This is a genomic window from uncultured Veillonella sp., assembly GCF_963524655.1.
Classification (GTDB): Bacteria; Bacillota; Negativicutes; order Veillonellales; family Veillonellaceae; genus Veillonella.
The window spans coordinates 1-3,440 of sequence record NZ_CAURHA010000067.1; the positions used below are offsets into that span (position 1 = coordinate 1).

The 3,440-nt window shown below is 40.9% G+C and carries 4 protein-coding genes; all 4 read left to right on the top strand.

The features are described from left to right. Positions 1 to 183 precede the first annotated feature (183 nt). The 4 genes from RYM16_RS08860 (at position 184) to RYM16_RS08875 (ending at position 3,403) form a co-directional block, all read left to right on the top strand. The gene (locus RYM16_RS08860) at positions 184 to 786 is read left to right on the top strand and encodes a hypothetical protein (protein WP_314983383.1); all 603 of its coding nucleotides are present in this window, start codon (positions 184 to 186) and stop codon (positions 784 to 786) included. 47 nt (positions 787 to 833) lie between these two features. Continuing rightward, positions 834 to 1,418 carry a hypothetical protein gene (locus RYM16_RS08865; RefSeq protein WP_314983385.1) on the top strand — a complete coding sequence of 195 codons (585 nt, stop codon included), beginning with the start codon at positions 834 to 836 and terminating at the stop codon, positions 1,416 to 1,418. 232 nt (positions 1,419 to 1,650) lie between these two features. Further along, positions 1,651 to 2,601: an ABC transporter permease gene (locus RYM16_RS08870; protein ID WP_105081236.1), complete on the top strand. Its 951-nt coding sequence runs from the start codon at positions 1,651 to 1,653 to the stop codon at positions 2,599 to 2,601. Next, on the top strand, positions 2,594 to 3,403 hold the full coding sequence (locus RYM16_RS08875; RefSeq protein WP_105081228.1) for an ABC transporter permease: 810 nt from the start codon (positions 2,594 to 2,596) through the stop codon (positions 3,401 to 3,403). The genes RYM16_RS08870 and RYM16_RS08875 overlap by 8 nt, the downstream gene beginning before the upstream one ends. The last annotated feature ends 37 nt before the right edge of the window (positions 3,404 to 3,440 follow it).

Genomic DNA, 3,440 nt, shown 5'->3' on the forward strand with positions numbered 1-3,440 from the left:
TCATGGCGAACCAACAAGCGGCAGGTTTTATGGTACATAAGAAATAACAGGCTAAGTACCTAGCTTATTAAAATGATATAGGTAGCATTTATTACTTGAAATCTTATATCATTTAGGATATACTTATTAAGCGTGTTTTAATAAATATAATTTTGCACAATGTATTTTGTGGAGTATATTATTATGACCTCACTACTAAAGAAATCTTTTTTGCTGGCTGCAGCTTGCGTCTGTATAGGTACCTATGGAGTTGTTAAGGCTCAAGGTGCTATGGATGCACAAACTAAAGTTTCTGGCCCTCTAGAAATGTCTGTTGAAGCAGCTGTTCCTGGCGTTGTTATGCCAAGTCCTGTACATGTATTTACCACTGTAGAAGCAGCGTCTGAATATATAGGGTTTAAACCCCAGATGCCAAAGTTATTGCCTGTAGGGTTTAATATTCAATCTGTTATAACTTTAGAGAAAGACATTTTACAGGTTGTGTACGTATATGAACCCGGTATTGATCCGTACGTGAATAAGGCCGGTGGTGCTCTTATTTTTTATCGTACATCTACTACATTAAAGGGTGATATCAGCGATGACCATAAGATTCATAAGGTTATAGAAACTGAAAGTGTAGATGGTACAAAGGTTACTTTCAAAGGTGGTAAGAAAATGGTTTATCTTGCATCGTGGATGAAGGATGGACAAAATCACTCTTTAGAATTTCAGCGTCCCGTTACACGAGATGTGGCAAAAGCTATGATCCGTAATATTGTTGAGGAAAAATCACATACAAAATAAATGTGTTTTTTAATAATTTTTATATTACGTGAAGGGAGATTATACCGATGGTTAAAAAATTTGTATTACTAGCAGTTGCGTGTGCTTGTGTAGGTTCTTACACTGTTGCTGGTGCACAAGGTACTTTAGATGTAAAACCAGATCCAGCTAAACCTGTAGTTGCAGAACAGGCAGCGCCTATGGTTGGCATGCCAAATCCTATGCATGAATTCGCTACTATTGATGAAGCTGCTAAATACATGAATATTATGCCTCATCTACCTAAAGTATTACCTGTAGGCTATAATGTTGAGTCTGTAAGCACAATCAATAAAGATGTTTTGCAAGTTGTGTATGTTTACCAAGCTGGTGAAGATGCAACGCGGAACCAAGCGGCAGGCAAACGCATCATTTATCGCGTAGCTAATATAAAAGGCGATATTAGTGGTGATCATAAGGATTATCGCGTTACAGCTACAGAAAAGGTAAACGGTACAAAGGTTACTTTCAAAGGTGGCGAAAAAATGGTATACCTCGCTGGTTGGACAAAAGATGGTCAAACCCATGGGATGTACTTTGAACGTCCTGTAACTCGCGATATGGCAAAAGCGATCATTGCTAACACTGTAGCACCTAAAGCACATACAAAATAATATAACAGTCCAGCCTAGTGGGATAGGCATGCGAGCTGTGGTGAAGCACTCGCATGGACACTGTAAGGGTTATATAAGAAGCGGCTCCTCTCATGAGGGGCCGTTTTAGTTTTGGTATGCAAAAATTTCATAATGAAAATCATTCTGATATAGCTATACGGATATATAGAAATGAGAATAAATGTTATAATATAAACAGGGCTATTTTGTGATAAAGAAGGCAGGTGATGTGTTGTATCGATTAATATTGCAACGTTTAGCAAGTATTGTAGGTATTTTATTGGTGGTTACTATCGGTACATTTGTATTGATAAAATTATCTCCTATCGACCCTGTGTCGATGAAGTATAATCTTTTAGGGGCTACTCCTGATCCCGTTGTGGTTGCACAGATACGAGAGCAGTTAGGGCTCAATGATCCTTGGTGGCAGCAATACTTACGTTGGTTAGGTCAAATTGTACAAGGAGACTTTGGTGAGTCTATTCTGTATGCTTTGCCAGTGGCTACGATTTTAGGTGGTGCCTTACCGAATACATTAGGTCTTGTATCGTTAGCACTTGTTATAGGTATCGCTGTAACTGTCCCTCTTGGTATATTAGCTGCAAAATATCAGGATTCTTGGGTGGATCATGGTATCCGTTTAGTTACGTTTTTAGCTTTAGCTATCCCGGGTTTTTGGGTAGGCCTACTGCTATTGTATCTATTCGGTGTCAAATTACAGCTCGTATCTGTGACCAATACAAAGGGCTTTGCTGCCTATGTATTGCCTGCAGTTACCCTTGCTTTGTGGATCTGTGGTCTCTACATTCGTCGATTGCGCAATGCCATTTTGGAAGTATCTCGTCAGCCTTTTGTGCAAGGGGCTCGCGCTTTGGGGCTACCTGAGTGGATGGTGTATACCCGTTATATCTTCCCCCATGTAGGTCTTATGTTATTGCCCATGATGGGGGTAACAATGGGTGCCATGTTAGGTGGGTCTGCCGTTATTGAAATGGTATTCGCCATAAAAGGCTTTGGTTACATGATGGTGCAAGGCATCATGGCTCGCGATTATGTTTTGATGCAAGGCTACATTATTTGGATTACTATGGTATTCATCGTGATTAATATTATTATCGATGTTTTGAGCATTTGGCTAAATCCAAAACGAAGAGCCGCTATAAAAGGAGGCTCCTATGAATAGACGAAAGCCTTACACTTTATATGCTATGTTGGTATTAGCAGCTCTATGGATTGTATTTTTCCTATGTGCTCCTTATATAGCACCATTTGATCCGGAGACGACTAGTGTGGCAGATCGCTTACAAGACATAAGCAGTACTCACTTATTAGGTACTGATCAGTTAGGGCGAGATGTTTGGTCTCGCATCCTCTATGGCGGTAAAGCTTCGTTAGGCATTGCTTTCACCATTATCGGTATCAGTGGTGCTATCGGTATCGTTATTGGCGGATTGGCAGGATTCTCTACACCGCGTATCGACCGTTGGTTATCTCGCTTAATTGATTTGGTACTAGGGTTTCCGAATATGGTTATTGCCATTGCTTTCATCGGTATTATGGGGCCAAGCATTACGAATGTCATCCTGTCCCTGTGCATTACTAAATGGGCAGAATATGCCCGTATCACGAGAGGCCTCGTACAGATTGAACGCCATGCAGAGTATATTACCTTTGCTCGCATGTCGGGTGCTTCGAACCTACGAATCCTGAGTCGATATATTTTGCCGAATGTATTGCCGCCGTTGTTGATTGTTATTATTCAACATCTAGGGGAGACTATCATCTTGGTAGCCAGTTTCTCACTCATCGGCATCGGTGTACAACCGCCGGATCCGGAGTGGGGCGCTATCTTGTTGAGCTCCCGAGATTTTCTACAAACTGCGCCATGGCTGTTAATTTATCCAGGGCTTGCCATTTTTATTACTGTTGTTTTATTTAACTATATTGGCGATGCGTTGCGCGATGCTCTCGATGTATCTCGCTAACCGCGCTGTGTATAGATGTTTATGTTGAAAGCCTCTT

Coding starts and splice junctions, on each gene's coding strand:
- RYM16_RS08860 (WP_314983383.1), top strand. CDS start 184: ATGACCTCACTACTAAAGAAATCTTTTTTGCTGGCTGCAGCTTGCGTC.
- RYM16_RS08865 (WP_314983385.1), top strand. CDS start 834: ATGGTTAAAAAATTTGTATTACTAGCAGTTGCGTGTGCTTGTGTAGGT.
- RYM16_RS08875 (WP_105081228.1), top strand. CDS start 2,594: ATGAATAGACGAAAGCCTTACACTTTATATGCTATGTTGGTATTAGCA.